Annotated in this window: 3 protein-coding genes; 2 read left to right on the top strand and 1 reads right to left on the bottom strand. The window is 70.0% G+C overall.

Annotation, left to right across the window (positions count from 1 at the left end; all coding sequences use genetic code 11):
• Positions 1 to 65: 65 nt before the first annotated feature.
• The gene (locus MJ783_RS18990) at positions 66 to 830 is read right to left on the bottom strand and encodes an SDR family NAD(P)-dependent oxidoreductase (protein WP_239312222.1); all 765 of its coding nucleotides are present in this window, start codon (positions 828 to 830) and stop codon (positions 66 to 68) included.
• Positions 831 to 1,077: 247 nt separating this feature from the next.
• Here MJ783_RS18990 and MJ783_RS18985 point away from each other — a divergent pair, with 247 nt between their 5' ends.
• Positions 1,078 to 2,535, top strand: a complete 1,458-nt coding sequence (locus tag MJ783_RS18985) for an OB-fold domain-containing protein (RefSeq protein ID WP_239312220.1) — start codon at positions 1,078 to 1,080, stop codon at positions 2,533 to 2,535.
• 1 nt (position 2,536) lies between these two features.
• A complete protein-coding gene (locus MJ783_RS18980; RefSeq protein ID WP_239312218.1) occupies positions 2,537 to 3,739 on the top strand; it encodes an acetyl-CoA acetyltransferase in 1,203 nt (400 codons plus the stop codon).
• The last annotated feature ends 30 nt before the right edge of the window (positions 3,740 to 3,769 follow it).

Below are 3,769 nucleotides of genomic sequence, written 5' to 3'. Positions count from 1 at the left end.
GCCGCCTTGCCGGATCGGGCACGGATGAGCCGCTCGCTGATCGAACGCCCTATCCTCGGGTGCTCTTAGCTCATCGTCAATCCACCGCTGACTGACAGTGTTTGTCCGGTGATGTAGCCGGCGGCGGGGGAGGCGAGGAAGACAACGGCCGGGGCGATGTCGGTGGGCTGCCCGATCCGCTTCATCGGGACGGCTCGCGCAAGCGAGTCGTAGAGGCGCTGGCTGACCTCGGCGACCTGGTCGAGCAGGGCGGTGTCGGTCGGGCCGGGGCAGACGGCGTTGACTGTGATCCCGCTGGGTGCGACCTCGCGCGCGAGTGCCTTGGCGAACGCGATGACCCCGCCCTTGGTGGCGGAGTAGACCACCTCGCCGGATGATCCGACCCGCCCGGCGTCCGACGCGATGTTGATGATGCGTCCTGACCGGCGTTCCACCATGCTGTCGAGGACCGCCCGGCTACAGCGGATGGTGCCGAGCAGGTTGACGTCCACCAGGCGTCGCCAGGTTGTCTCGTCGCTGTCGACAAACGGGCCGATCACATCGACCCCGGCGTTGTTCACGAGAATGTCGATCTCGCCGAGCTCTGCCCGCACCCCCTCGACCGCGGCGAGCACGCTTGCCGTGTCGGTGACGTCGAGGGTGACGCCGAGGGCGCGGCCGGCCGGCTTGTCGGCGGTCAGTGTGTCCGCGGCCGCGGCCGCGGCGGCGCCGTCGAGATCGGCTACGGCCACCGCGGCACCCGCCTGTGCGAGCGCGGCGGCAATGGCGGCCCCGATCCCGCGGGCGGCGCCAGTCACGATGGCGACCTTGCCCTCAAGTGCCTCGGTCATCTGCCGTGCTCCTCTCTGGCGGGTCCCTGTTGGCGTCATATCATATAACTATTTTGGATGTAAGGATTGCCGCGCCCGCGGCCTCCCGTCGGTTGGCGGGCGGCCTTCGCGGTTGCTTGCCCACTACCAGAAATCGTGCAAGCATCTGACTCATTACATGTCCTCTGCCGTCACGCGGAAGTGCCGAGTCTCGCCCACGTCCGCCACGACAGAGCGGTCAGCTCCGCCACACTGCGTCGGGAGAACGATGTCGGGTCTACTTGCCTACGGCGCCTACCTGCCTTACCACCGGCTCCAGCGCAAGGCCGTGGCTGCCACGCTTGGTGCCCGTGGGGGTTCCGGCACACGCACGGTGGCCTCCTACGACGAGGACACGACGTCCCTGGGCGTGGAAGCGGCGAGGGCCGCGCTGCGGGGGTCCGCGGCTGCCGCCGGCCCACACGCGTCCGGTCCCAAGCAGCTCTACTTCGCCACGACGGCGCCGGCTTACCTGGACAAGACCAATGCCACGGCCATCCATGCCGCCCTGGGACTGGACGAATCCGTACTCGCGGTCGACATGATCGGTTCGGTGCGGTCTGGCGTGGGGGCGCTGCTGGCCGCGAACGCGGCGACGGAGCCGACGCTGGTCGTGCTGTCGGACATCCGCACCGGCCTTCCCGGTGGCGCGGACGAGCGTGACGGCGGTGACGGCGCGGCGGCGCTGCTCGTCGGGCCGGGCACCGCGGACGCGCCGGTGATCGCCGAAATTCTCGCGAGTGCCTCGGCCACCGAGGAGTTCCTCGACCGGTGGCGCGTCCCAGGGGACGACCACTCGCGGGTCTGGGAGGAGCGGTTCGGTGAGTCGATCTACGTGCCGCTCGCCGACCGGGCCTTCGCCGATCTGCTCAAGCAGATCGACCTGACCCCGGACCAGATCGATCACCTCATCGTGACCGGCCTGCACGCGCGCTCCGTGGCTTCCTTCACCAAGCGCGCGGGCGCACGGGCTGACGCCCTCGTCGATGGGCTGGCCAAGAGCGTCGGCAACACCGGGACCGCCCACGCCGGTCTGCTGCTCGCCGACACCCTCGACAGGGCAGAGGCGGGCAGGACGATCGTCGTCGTCGTCCTCGGGGACGGCGCGACCGCGGTGGCGCTGCGTACCACCGAGGCCCTGGCCGCCCGCCGGCCCGCGCTCTCGGTGGCGACACAGATCGCCGGCGGGCGGGACACCCTGCGGTACGCCGACTTCCTCACCTGGCGGGGCCGGCTCTCGACCGAACCACCCCGGCGTCCCGACCCGGACGCCTACGCCGCCCCGCCGGCCGAGCGCAACGCCGGTTGGAAGTACGGCTTCACCGGCTCCCGCTGCGACGAGTGCGGCACCCGGCATCTGCCGCCCGCCCGGGTCTGCCGGGCGTGCGGTGCGGTGGACCACATGACGCCGCAGCGCCTCGCCGACACCTACGGCACGGTGGCGACCTTCACGATCGACCGGCTTGCCTTCACCCCGAGCCCGCCGTTGGTCGCGGTGGTTATCGACATCGACGGCGGCGGCCGGTTCAAGTGTGAGCTGACCGACGTCGACCCGGACAGCGTCGCCATCGGTGACCGGGTCGAGATGACCTTCCGCAAGGTGAACACCGCGCGGGGCATCCACAACTACTTCTGGAAGGCCCGCCCGGTGCGGGCCGCGGGCGGTACCGATGGGCAGGAGGCCTGAGATGGCGTCACGCGGGATCAGGGACAAGGTTGCCATCGTCGGCATGGGCTGCACGTCGTTCGGGGAACGCTGGGACTCCTCCGTCGACGACCTGCTGATCGAGTCCTCCCAGGCGGCCTACGCCTCGGCGGGGCTCTCCCGGGACGACGTCGACGCCTACTGGCTCGGCACGATGGGTTCGGGCAACTCCGGGCTGACGCTCTCGCGTCCGCTGCGGCTGCCCTACAAGCCGGTCTCCCGGCTGGAGAACTACTGCGCCACCGGCTCGGAGGCGCTGCGCAACGCCTGCTACGCGGTGGCCAGCGGCGCCTACGACATCGCCATGGCGATCGGTGTGGAAAAGCTCAAGGACTCCGGGTTCTCCGGCTTGGTCGGCTCCGCCCCGCCATCCGACGGGACCGGCTCGGACACCACCGCACCGGCGAACTTCAGCCTGCTCGCGCCTGCCTACGCCAAGAAGTACGGCGTGGACACCGACGAGATGAAGGATGTCCTGACCCGTATCGCCTGGAAGAACCACGTCAACGGCGCGAAGAACCCCCGGGCGCAGTTCCGCAAGGAGGTGGCCAAGGACGTTATCTGCAACGCGCCGCTGGTCGCCGGCCCGCTGGGCATCTTCGACTGCTCCGGTGTGAGCGACGGATCGGCCGCGGCCATCGTGGTGCGGGCCGAGGACGCCCACCGCTACACCGACAAGCCGATCTATATCAAGGCGCTGTCGTTCATCGCCGGACCGGCTACCGGCAACTCCGACCCGGACTACGACTACACCACGTTCCCCGAAGTCGTCGCCTCGGCCACGGACGCCTACGCCCAGGCCGGCGTGACCGACCCGCGGGCTGAGATCGCCCTCGCCGAGGTGCACGACTGCTTCACCCCGACTGAGCTCGTCCTCATGGAGGACCTCGGCTTCGCCGAGCGCGGGTTCGGCTGGAAGGAGGTGCTCGCCGGCACCTACGACCTCACCGGTGACCTGCCGGTGAACCCGGACGGTGGCCTGAAGGCCTTCGGGCATCCGATCGGGGCGTCCGGCCTCCGGATGATGTTCGAGTGCTGGCTGCAGCTGCGCGGCGAGGCTCCGCCGGAGCGCACGATCTCCACGGTCGCCGCGGGCAAGAAGCTCGGCATGACCCACAACCTGGGCGGCGGGCCCGGCGAGTGCGTGTCGTTCGTGTCGATCGTCGGCTCGGAGCCTTCCGCCTGATCGGGCTCACCGCCGACGATCCGGGGACAG

Source organism: Protofrankia sp. Cj3, assembly GCF_917627355.1.
Taxonomy (GTDB): Bacteria; Actinomycetota; Actinomycetes; order Frankiales; family Frankiaceae; genus Protofrankia.
The sequence above is the reverse complement of the archived record's forward strand: the minus strand, read 5'-3'. Positions and strand labels throughout refer to the sequence as shown.

Excerpts from the sequence above, each read along its gene's own strand:
- MJ783_RS18980 (WP_239312218.1), top strand. The coding sequence starts at position 2,537 with ATGGCGTCACGCGGGATCAGGGACAAGGTTGCCATCGTCGGCATGGGC.
- MJ783_RS18985 (WP_239312220.1), top strand. The coding sequence starts at position 1,078 with ATGTCGGGTCTACTTGCCTACGGCGCCTACCTGCCTTACCACCGGCTC.
- MJ783_RS18990 (WP_239312222.1), bottom strand. The coding sequence starts at position 830 with ATGACCGAGGCACTTGAGGGCAAGGTCGCCATCGTGACTGGCGCCGCC.